The 17,624-nt window shown below is 60.9% G+C and carries 11 protein-coding genes, 2 tRNA genes and 1 pseudogene; 5 read left to right on the top strand and 9 right to left on the bottom strand.

Annotated features, from left to right (window positions below):
• Positions 1-212: 212 nt before the first annotated feature.
• Positions 213-1,181 (top strand): annotated as a pseudogene (locus B3N48_RS06300) (EAL domain-containing protein); the annotation flags it as partial.
• Positions 1,182-1,277: 96 nt separating this feature from the next.
• Here the strand turns inward: B3N48_RS06300 and B3N48_RS06295 are convergent.
• The 5 genes from B3N48_RS06295 to B3N48_RS06275 all read right to left on the bottom strand — a co-directional run bounded on the left by B3N48_RS06295 (position 1,278) and on the right by B3N48_RS06275 (position 7,954).
• Positions 1,278-1,652 carry a hypothetical protein gene (locus tag B3N48_RS06295; RefSeq protein WP_296180808.1) on the bottom strand — a complete coding sequence of 125 codons (375 nt, stop codon included), beginning with the start codon at positions 1,650-1,652 and terminating at the stop codon, positions 1,278-1,280.
• Complete coding sequence (locus B3N48_RS06290) at positions 1,649-1,996, bottom strand: helix-turn-helix domain-containing protein (protein ID WP_296180806.1); 348 nt, start codon at positions 1,994-1,996, stop codon at positions 1,649-1,651. Before B3N48_RS06290 ends, B3N48_RS06295 begins: the two co-directional genes overlap by 4 nt.
• A gap of 155 nt (positions 1,997-2,151) precedes the next feature.
• Positions 2,152-2,601 carry a YkvA family protein gene (locus tag B3N48_RS06285; RefSeq protein WP_296180803.1) on the bottom strand — a complete coding sequence of 150 codons (450 nt, stop codon included), beginning with the start codon at positions 2,599-2,601 and terminating at the stop codon, positions 2,152-2,154.
• Positions 2,602-3,012: 411 nt separating this feature from the next.
• Positions 3,013-3,801 (bottom strand): FKBP-type peptidyl-prolyl cis-trans isomerase, encoded by a 789-nt coding sequence (locus B3N48_RS06280; protein WP_296180799.1) that lies wholly within the window; start codon positions 3,799-3,801, stop codon positions 3,013-3,015.
• A gap of 352 nt (positions 3,802-4,153) precedes the next feature.
• Complete coding sequence (locus B3N48_RS06275; protein WP_296180797.1) at positions 4,154-7,954, bottom strand: bifunctional nitrate reductase/sulfite reductase flavoprotein subunit alpha; 3,801 nt, start codon at positions 7,952-7,954, stop codon at positions 4,154-4,156.
• Positions 7,955-8,608: 654 nt separating this feature from the next.
• Here B3N48_RS06275 and nirB point away from each other — a divergent pair.
• On the top strand, positions 8,609-11,170 hold the full coding sequence (nirB, locus tag B3N48_RS06270; protein WP_296180796.1) for a nitrite reductase large subunit NirB: 2,562 nt from the start codon (positions 8,609-8,611) through the stop codon (positions 11,168-11,170).
• Entirely contained in the window at positions 11,167-11,544 is a 378-nt protein-coding gene (gene nirD, locus B3N48_RS06265) for a nitrite reductase small subunit NirD (protein WP_296180793.1), read from the top strand. Before nirB ends, nirD begins: the two co-directional genes overlap by 4 nt.
• Before the next feature lie 333 nt (positions 11,545-11,877).
• On the opposite strand, the gene B3N48_RS06260 is transcribed toward nirD, so the two are convergent.
• Positions 11,878-11,954: transfer RNA gene (locus tag B3N48_RS06260), tRNA-Asp, on the bottom strand.
• 19 nt (positions 11,955-11,973) lie between these two features.
• Positions 11,974-12,049 (bottom strand) — tRNA-Val (locus tag B3N48_RS06255).
• A 160-nt stretch (positions 12,050-12,209) separates the two neighbouring features.
• Here B3N48_RS06255 and rdgC point away from each other — a divergent pair.
• Together rdgC and B3N48_RS06245 are read left to right on the top strand one after the other, a co-directional pair.
• Positions 12,210-13,130: a recombination-associated protein RdgC gene (rdgC, locus tag B3N48_RS06250; protein ID WP_166593397.1), complete on the top strand. Its 921-nt coding sequence runs from the start codon at positions 12,210-12,212 to the stop codon at positions 13,128-13,130.
• 656 nt (positions 13,131-13,786) lie between these two features.
• The gene (locus B3N48_RS06245; protein WP_296180789.1) at positions 13,787-14,740 is read left to right on the top strand and encodes a bile acid:sodium symporter family protein; all 954 of its coding nucleotides are present in this window, start codon (positions 13,787-13,789) and stop codon (positions 14,738-14,740) included.
• Positions 14,741-14,843: 103 nt separating this feature from the next.
• Here B3N48_RS06245 and B3N48_RS06240 read toward each other — a convergent pair whose 3' ends face one another.
• Both B3N48_RS06240 and B3N48_RS06235 read right to left on the bottom strand, forming a co-directional pair.
• Positions 14,844-16,931 (bottom strand): hypothetical protein, encoded by a 2,088-nt coding sequence (locus B3N48_RS06240; RefSeq protein ID WP_296180786.1) that lies wholly within the window; start codon positions 16,929-16,931, stop codon positions 14,844-14,846.
• Between the two features lie 11 nt (positions 16,932-16,942).
• Positions 16,943-17,440, bottom strand: coding sequence for a CesT family type III secretion system chaperone (locus tag B3N48_RS06235; RefSeq protein ID WP_296180784.1), 498 nt, complete (start codon positions 17,438-17,440; stop codon positions 16,943-16,945).
• Positions 17,441-17,624: the final 184 nt, after the last annotated feature.

Here is a 17,624-nt window from a genome sequence, read left to right as displayed (position 1 = left end):
CCAACTGACATAACGGATTCGCCAGCAAGCCGGCTCCCAATTGCACGGCGTCCAGCCATGAGGCCCTGCCGCCAGACTGCTACAGGATTCACATCTCTCTCGTGAAACCTGACGGCGTGGTGGCAAAGCGTCATCAAACAGTCATGCACCTGTCGTGAAATACGGGGCTCGGCGCCAGGCGTCGAGCCCCTTTTTCTTGCCCCGAGATTGCCATGACCGTGACCGAACAGCTGAGCGCCTTGAGTGCGATTTTGACTCACCGCGACCTGCACAGCCTGTTCCAGCCGATTGTGTCGCTGTCAGATCGCCACATCCTCGGCTACGAAGCCCTCACCCGCGGTCCGTCCAACAGCGCCTTGCACTCCCCTATCAGCCTGTTCGCCGTTGCGCGTCAGACCGGTCGCCTGAGCGAACTGGAGCTGGCCTGTCGCGAATCCGCGTGTCGGCGTTTCAGCGAACAGAAGCTGGAAGGCAAACTCTTTCTCAACATCTCGCCCGAATCGCTTTTGGAGCCCTCGCACCCGCCGGGACGCACATTGCAGCTGTTGCAGCGCTACGGCATTCCGCCGAGCCAAGTGGTCATCGAACTCACCGAACAAACCCCAACCGACGATTTCGGCCTGCTCTACAACGCGTTGTATCACTACCGTGACATGGGTTTTTCGATTGCGCTGGACGACTTGGGCGCAGGCTATTCCAGCCTGCGGCTGTGGTCTGAACTGCGCCCGGATTACGTGAAGATCGACCGCCATTTCATCGACGGCATCCATGAAGACGCGGTGAAGCGCGAATTCGTCGGCTCGATGCTGCAAATGGCCAAGGCCTCGCGCGCCGTGGTGATCGCAGAAGGGATTGAGTTGCAGGAAGAACTGGCGGTGCTGATCGACATGGGTGTGGAGTTGGTGCAGGGTTATCTGCTGTGCCGCCCTCAAGAACACCCGCCGCGCGACGCTCGCGCACTCTTGCCGATGCTGGATCCGAGCGCAGGAGGTTTCTGCGAAGTGGTGGGCGACCTTGCTTTGCTCATGAACACCCAGCCCGTGGTGTCTGAATCCACGCCGCTGGTCGACGTACTGGAGCTCTTTCGACGCCATGGCAGCCTGCAGGCCTTGGCCATCGTCGACGTGCGACACCGTCCCATCGGCGTCGTCCATCGCCACGCCTTGTCGGACCTTCGCCTGCCTGCGAAAACGCCTCGCCAACCCGCTCAGGAGTGACCCTTGCATGTGATGAGGGCAGGTTCACGGGCGACGGCAAGCCTGCCAGGCCGCGACGATCTACTCCGGCTTGACCGCCTGCGCATAGTCGAACTCAAACACGCGCACGATTTCGGCGGCGTGCCAGGAAGCGGCAGCGACGCCGTCGGAGGGGCCGGTGAAACGGCCGAGGCGTTCGGCACATTCAAAGAAGCCGGTACGCGGCAAACGACTGGCACCCTGGCTGATGACCAGCGAGCTGCGCAACGGCTGTTCGGCGCGAGCGTCGATGGCAGCAAGGTGTTCGAGGGCTGCGGTCAGGGTCTGCATTGCCGGGGTTGGCAACTGCAGGCGTTCGAGCAACGCGCGATAAGTGACCAGATGACGCTGGCGGCGCGCGAGGTCAAGCTCATTCAACAGCGCGTCCCAATGCTGACGACTGATGCGCACGCTCATGCTTCACCTCGCCAGCCCGGCACACCCAACTCCCATGCCAGACTCCGCTGGATTGCCGCATCAGGCTGGCGAGTTCCGCTTTCAATAGCTTCGAGGTAGGAAGGGCTGATGCCCACCGCTCGCGCCAGTGTGTCCCGTTCAATGCCCTTGGCTAGGCGCAACGTCCGCAGCTGATCAAGGGATGGCAGATCGGACGCGGCGGCGGTGGACGTGGCAGGCTGAGAGGACGGCGCTCCCGCTGACGTACGGGACACCCCCGCTGCCTTCAACAGCGCTTGATACTGCGCCCATGGCAGCACCGCGTATTCGGGCTCTCCGTCGCGTGAGATAACCTGAAGATCCATCACCACCCCCTGTAAGACGAATAGCTGCTACTTGTAGTCTTTTTCTCTGCAATGGCGGCATCTTACCAGCGGATGAGGCACAAGGGCGTATGGGAGATCAACAGAGTCTGCTGAGGGGCGGCGTTTGAAAACGCGGGCGAGGGGTAGGCGCCCGTTCAATCTTTCTTTTCATGCTCAAGGATCTTTGGCGTGGACGGTAAACGTTCCACCACCGCGAGCTTTTCCGGGGCTTGCCGCTCACGCCATGCCCGAAAAGCGCTGAGTTCCGCTTCAAGGTGCTTCATGACCCACGCCAGTACGGCAATGTCATCGAGCATGCCCAGCCCCGGAATCCAGTCTGGGATCGCATCCAGCGGACTAAGGAAATACATCAACCCGGCCACCACGGACAAAATCGCTTTACCGCTGATGGCCCGGTACTCGCCACGCCAGTACGCCAGGCACAGGGCCTGCAACAGTTTAAGATCGTCTTTGAGCTTGCCCAATCGATTGCCTTCGCTGGCAGCCTTGCCCGCCACCGCAAAGAGCAAAGCAGGCAAACGACCTGCCGCCATCAGGCGCTTGGCCATCGGCAGGTAACGAATGAAACTCCAGGGTGCTTTCATATTCACTCCAACGATATCGATAAAAATCGGCTCATCGCCCATTGCCTTCGATGGAACTGCCTACCCGCACAGGCCGCTGGCCCCTCTGCAAGGTTATCCACACAAATTGTGGATAACCTTGTGAACAGAGCCGCTTAGCCAGGCTGGAACGCCCGTTTTACCGGGGCCTGGGTCAAATAGCGCGTTTTTTACTCACATCATTAAACGCAAAAATGCGTTGACTTGAGGCCAGTCCAACGCTAGCCAACACATGTGAAAACCTGACTGCTCTCTCAGAAATCTCGACATTGCTCCGTCTGCCACCGCTATTGGGACTGTCGCCGACATACCCCGTTCGATCTTTTTGGGACGAAAACGAAAATGCCCCGTCGAGACGGGGCATTTCTATTCATGCGGCAATCGGTAAGGCGATTACGGCTTGGCAGCAGGCTTGGCCGGTTCGGCAGCCGGTGCGCCTTCTTCCTCTTCGTCCGCGCCAGCACCTGCAGCATCGTTGCCTGCGGCAGCGGGATCCTTGATGCCCAGCAGTTCCAGGTCGAAGACCAGAACCGAGTTGGCCGGGATCATCGGGCTCGGGCTTTGTGCGCCGTACGCCAGATCGCTCGGAATATAGAGCTTGATCTTCTCGCCGACGTGCATCAGTTGCAGGCCCTCGACCCAACCCGGAATCACACCGCTGACCGGCAGATCGATCGGGCTGCCGCGCTCGACGGAGCTGTCGAACACTTTGCCGTCAGTCAGCTTGCCTTCGTAGTGAACGGTCACGACGTCAGTGGGCTTCGGCACAGGGCCGTCGGCTTTCTTGATGATTTCGTACTGCAGGCCGGAAGCGGTGGTGGTCACTTCCTTGCGCTTGCCGTTTTCTTCGAGGAATTTCTTGCCAGCGGCGGCCGACTCTTCGCTCATCTTGGCCATGCGCTCTTCAGCGCGCTTTTGCAGTTCGCCGAAGGCTGCAACCAACTCTTCGTCTTTCAGTTTCTGCTCTTTCTTGCCGACGGCATCTTCGATACCCAGCGCGACGGCTTTGGAATCCAGATCGTCCATGCCCTCTTGAGCCAGGCTCTTGCCCATGTTCAAGCCGATGCCGTAAGACGCTTTCTGTGCCGGGGTTTTCAGCTCAACGGTGCTGGCTTGCTTATCGCAGCCCGCGAGTACCAGACCGACCAGGGCAATCGCCGCTGCCAACCGATGCTGTTTCATCCTGTTTCCTTGTTCATGCGCCAATAGGGCAAACGAGTAAAGCCGCGAGCTTATCAGGCCGCCGCGATCAATGGCTACCGGCATGAGAGGGGGAAAAGGCAGATAAGTTCAGGTATCCAAAGGTTTTCTCGTTCTATCGAGAAAACGGTTCAGTTCGGGTTCAGGCGGCCCTCGGGATGAGCGTACTTGCTTGACCTGTGCCCGCGCGGGCTGCCCCGCCTCTCACACAGCCGACACAGCTCTCGTGCGCTATCCCTGACATGCCGCCCCATTCAGCCACGACCCAGATCTGTGGGAGCCGGCTTGCTGACGAAGGCGGTAGAACGGTTGCCGACACGATCTAATAGAACCCTCAGTAAACATCACGCACGTAGCGTTTTTGCCCGGCCATTTCCCGCAAATACTCGCTGGCCCGCTCCTCGCTCACACCGCTCTGCTCGGCGATGACATCGCGCAGGGCCTGGTCGACATCTTTGGCCATGTGCGTGGCGTCACCACAGATGTAGAGCTGCGCGCCCTCCTGCAACCAGCGCCACAGCTCTGCGCCTTGTTGACGGATGCGATGCTGGACGTAGATTTTTTCCCGTTGATCGCGGGAAAACGCCAGGCTCAGTTGCGTCAGCAGCCCACTCTTCTGCAGGCCTTCGAACTCATCGCGGTAGTAGAAATCGGTTGCGGCGTGCTGCTCGCCGAAGAACAGCCAGTTGGCCCCGCGATCGCCCCGCGCCTGCCGTTCCTGGAGAAACGCGCGGAATGGCGCCACGCCAGTGCCCGGTCCGATCATGATCATCGGCACATCGCCATCGGCGGGTGGTCGAAAGTGCTGCGTCGGTTGCAGGAAAACGGGCACCTCGCAGTGGTCCGCGCGGTCCGCGAGAAAGGTCGAAGACACCCCTTTGCGCTGACCATACCGAACGGCCGACACCGTCAGATGAACCTCGTCGGGATGAGCTTTTGAACTGGAGGCGATGGAATACAGGCGCGGTTGCAGGGGTTTGAGTGTTTCCAGCCATTCTTGAGCCGAACACCGGAGCGGAAACTCCCGCAGCACATCGGCGAGTTGTCGACCCCACAACCAGCTTTTCAGCTCGCCCCGCAGTGATTCACCGAGCAGGACTTTCAGGGCCTGACTACCAGTGCGTTCGGCGATGAAGCTCAAGACTTCTGATGTAGGACGCGCGATTTCCAGGTGTTCGGTCAGCGCCTGTCGCAGGGAGACGTCCCCGGCCTTGGCGACGTGTACCGCCTGCTCGCCCCTGAGCCCTGTGAGGTCGAGCAGTTCATCGACCAGCCCGGGGCAATTGCGCGGCCATACGCCCAAGGCGTCGCCTGCCTCGTACGACATGCCCGAATCCCCGAGCGTCAGCGCGACGTGGCGAGTGTCCTTGGACGCGCCCTCCCCGTTCAGTCGTCGATTGATCGCCAACCGGGCGTGATGTGGACGTGCACGGGATGGCTGATCGCGAGACGTTTCCTGCGCGTTGCCAGCAGGAAGATCCAAGTCGAGCGCCTGTTGCAACGTCTTGAACCAGTCCTCCCCTAAACGCTGAAAATCCCCGTCACAATCGACTCGACCCACCAACGGCGTTGCACCCAAGTCCGACAAGCGCTGATCCAGATGCCTGCCGTGCTGGCAGAAACCGTCGTAACTCGGATCGCCCAAGGCCAACACCGCATAGCGTAGCGATTCCAGACGCTGGGATTGCGCGCTCAACGCTTGCCAGAAGCGCTGCCCGTTGTCGGGGGCATCGCCGTCGCCGAAGGTGCTGCTGATCAGCGCGACGTTGCTCACGCCCCCCAGGCGGCTGGCGGGAAAGCTGTCCATGGCCGCGACCTGAACCGGTATGCCGGCTGATCGCAAACGCGCGCCGAACCCTTTGGCCAGAGTCTCGGCATTGCCGGTTTGCGAGGCCCACAGCACAGTCAGCAGTGGCTCGCTGTCGGCCATTTCCGTTGCGTCGTCTTCTGTCTGCGGCAGGTCGAGAAAGCGATGGTCGATCAGCGCGACCTTTTTCAAGGCGACCGCGCAGTACTTGAATTCCGGCTGTTGAGAAATCGGGTCAATGGCGTCGCTGGTCACGGCGTTGATCGCCAGGTGTTCGCCGTAGACGTCGTTCCAATGGAACGGCGCGAAGCAATTGCCGGGACGCACGCGGTCGGTGATCACGGCGGGCAACACAGCATGCCCTCTCGCCGAACGTATCTCGACGGCGTCGTGGTTGCGAATACCCAGCGCGGCAGCGTCGTCAGGGTGAATCTCGACGAAGGGGCCGGGGTTGAGTTTGTTCAGCGTCGCGACCTTGCCGGTCTTGGTCAGCGTGTGCCACTGGTGCTGCACGCGCCCTGTGTTGAGCACCATCGGAAAGGTGTCGTTGGGCAACTCGGCGGGGGGCATGTGGGGGCGCGGCAGAAACACAGCCTTGCCGCTCTCGGTGGCGAACACGATGGCAGGGCGCTGGCCGTGTTGGTCCCGTTTCAACGTCTGGCTGACGCCGTCGTTGCGGTAGCGGATCGGGTTGCGGGTGCCGAGTTCATCTGGCGCACAGGGCCATTGCAGCGGCTGTTGACGCAGGCGCGCATAGCTGGCCCCGCGAATGTCGTAGCCGGTCTTCGGGTTCCAGGCCTGCTTGATTTCCTCGAACACGTCCTCTGCCGAGGCGTAATCGAAGGCGTCGGCGAAGCCCATTTCACAGGCCACGCGGGCGATGATTTCCCAGTCGGGCATGGCCTCGCCCGGCGGCTCGACGGCCTTCTGCGTGAGGTTGAGGTTGCGCTCGGAATTGATCATCACCCCCTCGGCCTCTGCCCACAGCGCGCCCGGCAGCAGAATATCGGCGTAGCGGTTGGTTTCAGTGTCGAGGAAGGCGTCCTGAGCGATGACCAATTCGGCAGCCTGCAACGCTTCGATCACGGTTGCGCGGTTGGCGACACTGGCGACCGGGTTGGTGCAGATGATCCAGCAGGCCTTGATCGCGCCGTCGCGCATCCGCTCGAACATGTCGATGGTGCCGCCGCCGAGGGTCTGGCCGAGGCTGCCCTGGGGGATCGACCACAGCGCTTCTATAAAGGAACGGTCGGCTTCGGCGAGTACAGAACGCTGTCCGGGAAGTCCCGGCCCCATGTAGCCCATTTCCCTGCCGCCCATGGCATTAGGTTGCCCCGTCAGGGAAAACGGGCCGCTGCCGGGGCGACAAATCGCGCCGGTGGCCAGGTGCAGGTTGCACAGCGCGTTGGTGTTCCAAGTGCCATGGGTGCTTTGGTTGAGGCCCATGGTCCAGCAACTCATCCATTCCGGCGCCTGGCCGATCATCGTCGCGGCCTGACGAATATCGGCTTCGGCCAGGCCGGTGATGTTGGACACCCGGGCCGGGGTGTACTCGGCGAGAAATTCCGGCATGACCTCCCAACCTTGGGTGTAGGACGCGATGAAGTCGGCATCGACGTCGCCATTCTCCAGCAGCAGGTGCAGCAGGCCGTTCAGCAGCGCCAGATCGGTGCCCGGTTTGATCTGCAAAAACAGGTTCGCTTTATCTGCCGTGGCGCTGCGCCGGGGATCGACGACGATCAGCGTCGCCCCTGCCTTGACCCGATCCATCATGCGCAGAAAGAGAATCGGGTGACAGTCCGCCATGTTCGCGCCAATCACGAAGAACAGGTCGGTCTTGTCGAAGTCGTCGTAGGAACCGGGCGGGCCATCGGCGCCCAGCGACAGTTTGTAGCCGCTGCCGGCGCTGGCCATGCACAGCCGCGAGTTGGATTCGAGGTTGTTCGTGCGCACGAAGCCTTTGGCCAGTTTGTTGGCCAGGTATTGCGCCTCCAGCGACAGTTGACCGGACACATAAAACGCCAGCGCGTCTGGGCCGTCGCGGTCAAGGATCGTTCGCAGGCGCTGGGCGGTTTCGCGGATCGCCGACTCGATGGGGATGCGTACCGGTTCATGCTGACGCCCGTGACGCAGGTATGCCGATTTCATCCTCCCTGCGTCAGCAATTGCCTGGCCGCAAGTGCTGCCTTTGGTACAAAGACGCCCGTGATTGCTGGGGTGGTCTTTGTCGCCGCTGACCTTGATCACCCGGTTGTTCTCGACCTGCATGACGATCCCGCAGCCGACGCCGCAATACGGACACACACTTCGCACACTGCTGCTCGCCATCTATATATTTCCCGAGGCCAAAAAAAGCGCCCTGTCCTCCTCCGTCATGAAAACGGGGAGTACACGGCGCCTTTGTCGTGAAGGTCGGCAACCTGCGTCGATTGCCTTTGCAGTGGGACATTGCAAGGGACAGGCCAGCGTCCTGGACATTGCCTGAAGGTGCATGGAGGCTTGGCGTTGGCGGCTTGAAGCGCGCCACCGCTGGCACGGCGCGCTGCAACAGGTTGGGGCGACGACGGCGAAATCGCACCGTTAGCGTGCCGTTCGATCACCGTGCAGGAGCGTGGCTTGTCCCGCGATCGGCGACGCAGTCGTCGTGAAAATCGGCAATTCGCTCCTGTTAGATAACGCCGCATTGGCCGGGTTTGCTGCCGCTGGGCGCCAGATCGCGAGACAACCCACGCTCCTACGACGGTGGCTGTGCCAGAGGTGTGGCACAGCCATTGCTTCATCCAATCCAAGTCCAGCCACACATGCGCGGTTGGCGGCCTTGGCGGGTCAACGACGATCTGCCGTCGGGCTCAGCACGTTGCCGCCGACAAAGCTGTCGCGTGACAACCATAAAGAACAGGCAAAGGCGCCTGGAACCGAGAGGTTCCGGGCGCCTTTTTTTTTGCGTTTGAAAAACCTGATTGGCTTAGGCCGGGAATCGATATGAACACCACTGTCGCCTCTCTTGATGATGTGCAAACCCTGATCGTCGTCGGCAACGGCATGGTCGGTCACCACTGCGTCGAGCAACTGATCGCGGCCGGCGCCCTCAGTCGCTATCGCATTCACGTCTTCGGCGAAGAAGGCCAGCGGGCCTACGACCGCGTGCACCTGTCCGAGTATTTCGGCGGGCGCGATGCCGAGTCGCTGGCACTGAGCGGTGCTTCTTTATACGAGCAGCCCGGGCTGACGTTGCACTTGGGCGTTCCGGTGCTGGAGATCGACCGGGTGCGTCGCGAGGTGATCACCGCCCACGGCTGTTTTGGCTACGACAAATTGGTGCTGGCGACCGGTTCGTATCCGTTCGTGCCGCCCATTGAAGGCGCAGAGGGCCATTCGCGTCTGGTCTATCGCACGCTGGACGACCTGGACACCCTTCGCGCGGCTGCCAGTCAGGCGAAAAGAGGCGTTGTGGTCGGCGGTGGGTTGCTCGGGCTGGAAGCCGCCAACGCGCTGAAATCCCTCGGGCTGGAAGCCCACGTTGTCGAATTCGCGCCGCGTCTGATGCCCGTGCAGTTGGACGACTTTGGAGGCGCTGCCCTGAAGGCACGGATCGAAGCGCTCGGTGTCAGCGTACACCTGTCCCGCGCCACGCAGTCGATCAGCCAAGGCGAGCAATACCGCTACCGGATGAATTTCGCGGGCGATGAATTCCTCGAAACCGACCTGATCGTGTTCTCCGCTGGCATCCGTCCGCAGGACGCCCTCGCTCGCCAGTGTGAGTTGGAATTGGGTCCGCGCGGCGGCATCGCCATCGACGAACACTGCCGCACCCGCGATGCTGACATTTTCGCCATCGGTGAATGCGCGGCCTGGAACGGCAGCGTGTTCGGCCTGGTCGCGCCGGGGTATCAGATGGCGCGCAATGTTGCCGCGCAATTGTGCGATCTGGACGCCGAGCCATTCTTCGGTGCCGATATGTCCACCAAACTCAAGCTGCTGGGCGTGGACGTGGGATCGATTGGCGACGCCCATGGCGCGCTGACCGGCGCACGCAGCTACCGTTTCATCGACGAAGCCACGGCCAGTTATCGTCGTCTGGTGGTTTCCGCCGATGGCAAACAGGTACTCGGCGCCGTGCTGGTGGGCGACAACAGCTATTACGACACCCTGCTGCAATACGCGCAGAACGGCCTCACCCTGCCCGCCGACCCGTCGAGCCTGATCATGCCCCAGCGCGAAGGCGCGCCCACCCTCGGCGCCGATGCCTTGCCCGCGACAGCGACCATCTGCTCCTGCCACAACGTCAGCAAGGCGTCGATCTGCTCGGCCATCGACGGTGGCTGCACTGACCTCGCAGGCATCAAGGCCTGCACCAAGGCAGCTACCGGATGTGGCGGCTGCTCGGCCCTGCTCAAAAGCGTGTTCGAACACGAACTGACCGCCCGGGGCGTCGCGGTGGACAAGCGCCTGTGCGAACACTTCGCCTACACCCGACAGGCGCTGTACGCCTTCGCTCGGGTGGAAAACATCGAGACGTTCGAGGACATGCTGGCTCGGCACGGCGAAGGCCATCTTGGTTGCGACATCTGCAAGCCAGTGGTCGGCTCGATCCTTGCGTCCTGCTGGAACAAGCCGATCATGGACCCCTCGCTGGTGCCATTGCAGGACACCAACGACACGTTCATGGCCAACATGCAGAAGAACGGCACCTATTCGGTGGTCCCGCGTATTCCCGCCGGGGAAATCACGCCGGACGGGCTGCTGGCGATTGGCGCCGTGGCGAAGAAATACGACCTGTACACCAAGATCACCGGCGGCCAGCGCATTGACCTGTTTGGCGCGCAGTTGCATGAACTGCCGGACATCTGGGCCCAGTTGATCGCCGCCGGTTTCGAGACCGGGCATGCGTACGGCAAGTCGACCCGCACCGTGAAATCCTGCGTGGGCAGTACGTGGTGTCGCTATGGCGTGCAGGACAGCGTAAGCATGGCGCTGCGCATCGAGGACCGTTACAAGGGCCTGCGCTCGCCGCATAAATTGAAGTTCGCGGTGTCGGGCTGTACCCGTGAATGCGCCGAAGCGCAGAGCAAGGACATCGGTGTGATCGCCACCGAAAACGGCTGGAATTTGTATGTGTGTGGCAACGGCGGCATGCGCCCGCGTCACGCTGAGCTGTTCGCCACTGATCTGGATGACGAGACGTTGATTCGCTACATCGACCGGGTATTGATGTTCTACATCCGCACCGCCGACAAGCTGCAGCGCACGTCGGTCTGGCGCGAATCGCTGGAAGGCGGGCTGGATTACCTGAAAGCCGTAGTGATCGACGACCAGTTGAGGCTGGCTGGCGAGCTTGAGGCACAAATGCAGCAGGTGGTCGATCGTTATGAATGCGAGTGGGCCAACGCTCTGAAAAGTCCGGAAAAGCTCAAGCGCTTCCGCACCTTCGTTAACGACAAACGCGCCGACCCGGACATTCATTTCGTTAAAGAGCGCAGCCAACGACGCCCGGCGCGCAGCCACGAACTCAACCTTATTTCTGTGGAGGACATCGCACGATGAACCAGGTCCATGCGTTGATGAAAGACCTGTCGCACACCCCAGCCTGGCGCGCCGTCTGCGCCCGCCAGGACCTGGTGCTCAACTCCGGCGTCGTGGCGCTGGTGGGCAACGTGCAAGTGGCGTTGTTCTACGTCGCGTCAATCAGCGGCACCCCGCAACTCTTCGCCGTGGACAACCGCGATCCGGTATCGGGGGTGAACGTGATCGGCCGAGGGCTGATCGGCAGCCTCGCCGGGGATCTGGTGATCGCCTCACCTTTATATAAGCAGCATTACCGGTTGGAAGACGGCACGTGCCTGGAAGATCCGTCGCTGAAACTGCGGACCTGGCCGGTGAGGTTGACGGGGGATGTGGTTGAGGTGGATGTGGGATGAGTGTCGGTAGATAACCTGTGGGGGATTCCATGCTGGCCGGCAAACCCCATTCGCCGGCTCGCCGCCCACCCCACGGCGGCTCGCACAAGGGTCATGCCCATGCCATGAAATCTGCGACCGACGTCCTACCGGTGGGAGCTGGCTTGCTGTCTAAGGCAATCTGCCTGACAGAGATCTGTCGCCTGCGACGGTGCTTTCGCCAGCAAGCCGGCTCCCACCAACGCTCTCCCTCAGGCCCCCCGCCTTGCCCATTAAATCCCGGGCACAAAAAAAGCGACCCTAAGGTCGCTTTCTCTGTCGTTACGAGGAGTTCAAGGGCCTCGTAACTCAATATGGCGCAGCGGACGGGACTCGAACCCGCGACCCCCGGCGTGACAGGCCGGTATTCTAACCGACTGAACTACCGCTGCGCGTAACACCTTCAACGAGTGGTGGGTGATGACGGGATCGAACCGCCGACCCTCTGCTTGTAAGGCAGATGCTCTCCCGGCTGAGCTAATCACCCTTGTCTCTCGGTGTGGCGCGCATTCTACGGAGCGGTCCTACCGCTGGCAAGCACTTTTTCAAATAATTTTTATAATCCAACCAAAGGCTTACATCAGGGTTGGCCGCAGGGTCGCGGCAGCGAATAATGCCCCCCTTTGTATAAAGGAGAGCTGTTCCCCATGTGGTTCAAAAACCTGCTTGTCTATCGCCTGACCCAAGACCTGCCGTTTGACGCGGAGGCGCTGGAAACTGCTTTGGCGACCAAGCCTGCACGCGCTTGTGCCAGCCAGGAGTTGACCACCTACGGTTTCATCGCCCCGTTCGGCAAGGGCGAAGACGCGCCACTGGTGCACGTCAGCGGCGATTTCCTGCTGATTTCGGCGCGCAAGGAAGAACGTATTCTGCCGGGCAGCGTGGTCAACGACGCGCTGAAAGAGAAAGTGGAAGAGATCGAGACCGAGCAAATGCGCAAGGTCTATAAAAAGGAGCGCGATCAGCTCAAGGACGAAATCATCCAGGCCTTCCTGCCCCGCGCGTTCATTCGCCGCTCGGCCACTTTCGCCGCCATCGCGCCGAAGCAAGGCGTGATTCTGGTCAATGCCTCCAGCCCGAAACGCGCCGAAGACCTGCTCTCCACCCTGCGTGAAGTGGTCGGCTCGTTGCCGGTGCGTCCGGTCACCGTGAAGACCGCGCCGACCGCCGTCATGACCGATTGGGTCAAGACCGGCCAGACCGCCGACAACTTCTTCGTCCTCGACGAATGCGAACTGCGCGACACCCACGAAGACGGCGGCATCGTGAAGTGCAAGCGTCAGGACCTGACCAGCGACGAAATCCAGTTGCACCTGAGCACCGGCAAGGTTGTGACCCAGCTGTCGCTGGCGTGGCAGGACAAGCTGTCCTTCGTGCTGGACGACAAATTGGGCATCAAGCGCCTGAAATTCGAAGACCTGCTGCAGGATCAGGCGGAGCAGGACGGGGGCGACGATGCGCTGGGCCAACTGGACGCCAGTTTTACGCTGATGATGCTGACCTTCGGCGAATTTCTGCCGGAGCTGTTTGAAGCTTTGGGTGGTGAAGAGATTCCGCAGGGGATCTAAGCGACGCCGCCGTTCTGTGGGAGCCGGCTTGCTGGCGAATGCGGTGTATCAGCTGATTGATCCAAGGCAGGCATACCACCATCGCGAGCAAGCTCACTCCTACAAGAGTTCGATCTGGCGCAATTCTGAGGTTAGCTGGATGTTGTAGGAGCGCGCTTGTCCGCGCAGGCGGTGTGTCAGCTGATTGATCCAAGGCAGGCCTATCGCCATCGCGAGCAAGCTCACTCCTACAAGAGTTCGATCTGGCGCAATTCTGAGGTTAGCCGGATGTTGTAGGAGCGCGCTTGTCCGCGCAGGCGGTGTGTCAGCTGATTGGTCCAAGGCAGGCATACCACCATCGCGAGCAAGCTCACTCCTACAAGAGTTCGATCTGGCGCGATTCTGAGGTTAGCCGGATGTTGTAGGAGCGCGCTTGTCCGCGCAGGCGGTGTGTCAGCTGATTGATCCAAGGCAGGCATACCACCATCGCGAGCAAGCTCACTCCTACACGAGTTCGATCTGGCGCAATTCTAAGGTTAGCCGGATGCTGTAGGAGTGAGCTTGCTCGCGATTGGGAGGGTCAGGACGATAAAGGTTGTCTGACACACCGCATTCGCCAGCAAGACGGCTCCTACGGTTTGAAATCCCGGGTCACCCAACAATAAAAGGAGCAAGCCATGCGTGCGCTGGCTGCATTAAGTCGTTTTGTCGGTAACACCTTCGCGTACTGGGTGCTGCTGTTCGCCGTGTTGGCGTTCCTGTTCCCGGGTTGGTTCATTGCGCTGAAAACCCTGATCGTGCCGCTGTTGGGGCTGGTCATGTTCGGCATGGGCCTGACCCTCAAACTCGAAGACTTTTCCGAAGTCGTGCGCCATCCGTGGCGTGTGGCCCTGGGCGTGGTCGCGCATTTCGTGATCATGCCGGGGGTGGCGTGGTTGCTGTGTCAGGTGTTTCACCTACCTTCGGAAATCGCCGTCGGCGTGATTCTGGTCGGCTGCTGCCCGAGCGGTACGTCATCGAACGTGATGACTTGGCTGGCCAAGGGCGATCTGGCGCTGTCGGTGGCCATCGCTGCCGTCACCACCCTCCTCGCCCCGCTGCTGACCCCGGCCCTGATCTGGCTGTTGGCGTCGGCATGGCTGCCGGTGTCTTTCATGGACATGTTCTGGTCGATCCTGCAGTTCGTCATGCTGCCGATCGTGCTCGGCGTCATCGCGCAAAAAGTCTTGGGCGAAAAAGTGCAATACGCAGTCGATGTGCTCCCGCTGATTTCAGTGGTGAGCATTGTGATGATCGTTTGTGCGGTGGTCGCGGCCAGTCAGGCGAAGATCGCCGAATCAGGCCTGTTGATCATGGCCGTGGTGATCCTGCACAACAGCTTCGGTTTTGGGCTGGGTTACTTCACCGGCAAACTGTTCAAGCTGCCGCTGCCCCAGCGCAAGTCGCTGTCGCTGGAAGTCGGCATGCAGAACTCCGGCCTCGGCGCCGCCCTGGCGGCTGCGCACTTCTCGCCACTGGCGGCGGTGCCGAGCGCGCTGTTCAGCGTGTGGCACAACATCTCCGGTGCGTTGCTGTCGACGTATTTCAGAAAGATGGCGCCAGAGTCGCGAGACGAGACAGTCGTCAACTGACCGTACAAGGACCGGGTCATCGACTTGCCGCGAGCGCGGCAAGTCGAACCCTCTTTAGCGCCACGAAGAGCTTTGCGTTACGGCTATGAGCCTTCTGCAAGCTCTAGGACGCGACGCCCCGTTCCATCCGATCCATTTCCAGATCGCCCTGCTGTGTATCCGGTGACGGTCCTTTCATGAGGTCACCGAGCTTCTGCGCACCTTTGACGGCCCCACGCACGCCAGCGCTCGTGGCGACGACCGCCGCCTGCGAAGGGGCCTGCAAGCCACCCCGCACGCGGTGAACGGTGTCTTCCACTGCTCGGGACTTCGTGCCTGCTGCGGTGGTATGGGGCAATGTATCGCGACCCGGCGCCACCAGATTGTTGCCAACGTTACCCAAGCGCCCCGTTCCCCCTCTGGTGGCTTCCGGTTGGGTCTGCATGGCGGCGAAGAATGAGGACAAGGTGAGCGTGGGACCGAAACTCGACACCAAAAGCTTGCTAGCGATGTGCCCCGCTGTGTCGTTGCTCAGGTGTTTGACATTGTCGGAGACGGCTGTGGATATGCCGATGCCTTGAATCGAACCGGCGATCTTGCTCAGAAAGGCTTCCAGCACCTTCCTGTCACGCAAGTCCACTGATTTCAGGGCATCGCTGCCAACCTTGGCCAGCCGATCCGACAATTTGCCAGCCACATCCTTGGGCACATGGGTCGGAAGCTTGCGCCCCTGATCATCCTCAACGGTGGTGGTCAGTTGGTTGAGCGTTTGTAGCAGCGCCATCAAAAAACCGCCCGACGCTGAGGCGAGCATCAAGGCGGGGATGCTTTTTTTCGGAAGCACACCCGCGTCGACCAACGCTTCGAGCACCAATTGCGCAGCACCAAACGAGCCGTAGCCCGTCAGCTCGCCTTTGATGGTGCCGAACTTGTGGTTGTTTTGCGCCTCGATGAAGGTGGTCCGCAACTTATCGATATTCGCCTGGACGTCGATCATCTGCTGCTCGGTGCGGGTGTGCACCACGCCGTCACGTGTGTAGGTCTGCACGGGGTTGGGGATGACCTCGTTGACATTCACCGGGCGCACACCTTTGGCGCCCAGCGACCCCATTATTTCCTGGCTGGCGGGACGCACTGTGTTATTGACCAATTCGTGCGCCACGCCCAACCCCACCCCTGCTGCTCCGACGCGCCTGGCGAAGCTTTGGTCCGCAAGGGACGTTTCGATTGAACCGCGGGTGGCACCAAAATGCAGGGAAGACGCGATGAGTTGAGCGAGTGCGGCAGGCGTCGCCGCGCGGAAAATGTTCATGTAGCTGCGCTGCTGCTCATACTTGGCCAGAATTTGCGGCAGCTTGACGTTGGCCAGCGCCGCTTGCATCTGTTCCGGCGGCTTGTAGGCATCCTTTATCTTCACCATCGCCCGATGGGCTGACACCATGTGAGCGCGCTCCTGTTGCAGTTTGGCAATCTCTCCCTCCGCCCTTGGCGCAGAGCCCGACGGCTGAGCGCTGGCTTCCTTTAGCTGTTCATCGAGCTTGTCCAACCGAAGCTGACTGGCGCTTACGCACTCGTCAATCCGACGTGAGGTGTTGCTTCCAAGGTGAACCGCATGATCAATGAATGCCTGCCGGCTGCGCTCTATGTCGCGCTTGGTCTCGGGGCTCAACCCCGGAGAATTGAGCGCCTCTTCGTAGCGGGAGTGACGAATCTCCAGCGATTGAAGCGTTGCCTGGTCATGCTGAACCAACGCGTCAACGACGTCCCGAATCTGCAGATCCGAGCCCTTTTGCGCTCCTAAGGTCTCGAACGCAGCGCCGGCCCGTTGGCGGCTTTCGACAAGGGCCAACTGTTCTTCGTCGTGAACACTGCTCAAGCCTTCGTGCAGATGACTCGCCAAATCCTCGTACAACAGGTCGGGCTGTGCCTCCAGCAACTTGCCTTGTAAGGCCAGCAGCTCGGTGTACACCTCCACCCGGTTGACTTCAGCGTTTTTGAACTTGGCGGCTAATACACCCGCAGCCTCGCGCAGTTCACCCTCAGCTTTGGCACTTTTGGGCTCCAGCGGCGCAGAACGTAGCTGACTACCGGAAGCCACCGGCTGGTTCGACACCCGCGCCTCGATAAGCGGCGCCTGGCGAGCGGTGCTGGCGTCTTCGACCTTGACCGGGCTGATGCTGCCGACACTGCCGCTACGGTGAAGTGGATTCATGCCCGGGAAGCTCATAACGTACTCCTCAGCGCTGCTTTGGATTGAATAGCCCGCTGTGTAGCGTTCATCGGCGCGGTTGTGCGGGTCGGAGAGGCTTTTGCCTGATCATTGAGGAAATAGTCCTTACGCCAGCCCTTCGCCATGTCGGAAAATTGTCCGAGCATCTCTAGAAAGGTCGGCGCATCGACACTTCGCAGGGGGACTCGACAGGCCAGGACCACACGCTGAGTGACCTCGTTGAACGACAGGCCCGGAGAACCGGGGCTGTCGAACAGATAGAAGTTGGTCTCGAGCAGGCGCTTCATGACCTCTTCACTTCTTCGCGCCGGTAGCGGCCCGAAATCACAGAGCACCGAGACGGTTCCCGGCCCTGCGTCATCAAGGTAGAACAGAGAAAAGTTGACGTCGCGCACCGCCAGGTGCGTGTCGTGGTAAAGCGCGGCAGGATCAGAAATGAGGGTGTGTTCGCAGAGCTGATCGACGAACTGTCGATAATGTTCAGCAGCCATGGTTTGGGGACTCTTATTGATGAGTGAGCACCTCAAGCAGCCGTTGTATCGCATGTGGCAGCCTGAGTGGCCTGGTCAGTGGGGAGTCCGCGCGAAAAACCGCATCACCCGGACCCTCCCCTCTCATCCATGCGTGGTCAGAAAACTCAAACGGTTCCAGGCCTTTGATCGACCACGCTGCCGC

Source organism: Pseudomonas sp. UBA1879 (assembly GCF_002338065.1).
Lineage (GTDB): Bacteria > Pseudomonadota > Gammaproteobacteria > Pseudomonadales > Pseudomonadaceae > Aquipseudomonas.
Note: the sequence above shows the minus strand (reverse complement) of the source record. Positions and strands in the feature narration are given on the sequence as shown.